Genomic DNA, 452 nt, shown 5'->3' with positions numbered 1-452 from the left:
ACCAGCCACTGCAGGGCGAGCCCCAGCGCCTGCTGCGCCATGCCGGCGCCCAGATCCGTGGCTTCTGTGAACAGGCCCAGGCCGTCAGCGGGCCGCTGCTCGGGCTGCACCCCAAGCTGGCGCAGCGGCTGGCGGCCGACTGCGTCATGGCCGCACTGCTGCATAGCCAGCGCCTCGACGGTGGCGGCAACCTGCAACTGTGCCGGGCGGCTGACGTGTGGCTGGCGGCTTGCGCCATGTCCGGCGCCAGCGGCCTGCTCGCGGTACCGCTGGCCGAAGGCGGTACGCGCCTGGGCCTGCAGCGCAAGGCGTGCTGCCAGCACTTTCGCCGCGCCGATGGCGAACTCTGCGACAGCTGCCCGAAGCTGCCGCTCGCCGAACGGGAAAGGCTACTGCGCGAGCAGGCCCACTGAGCGGCGGCGCGGGTTGGAGGGCACTCCGCCGGCCTACGC

1 protein-coding gene is annotated in these 452 nt (G+C 73.2%); it reads left to right on the top strand.

The features are described from left to right. The coding region (locus tag ACU8YC_RS27470; RefSeq protein ID WP_446896322.1) for a (2Fe-2S)-binding protein at positions 1–413 on the top strand (413 nt) is incomplete at its 5' end. Positions 414–452: the final 39 nt, after the last annotated feature.

Source organism: Citrobacter sp. VF227, assembly GCF_052950715.1.
This window is presented reverse-complemented; position numbering and strand designations above follow the sequence as displayed.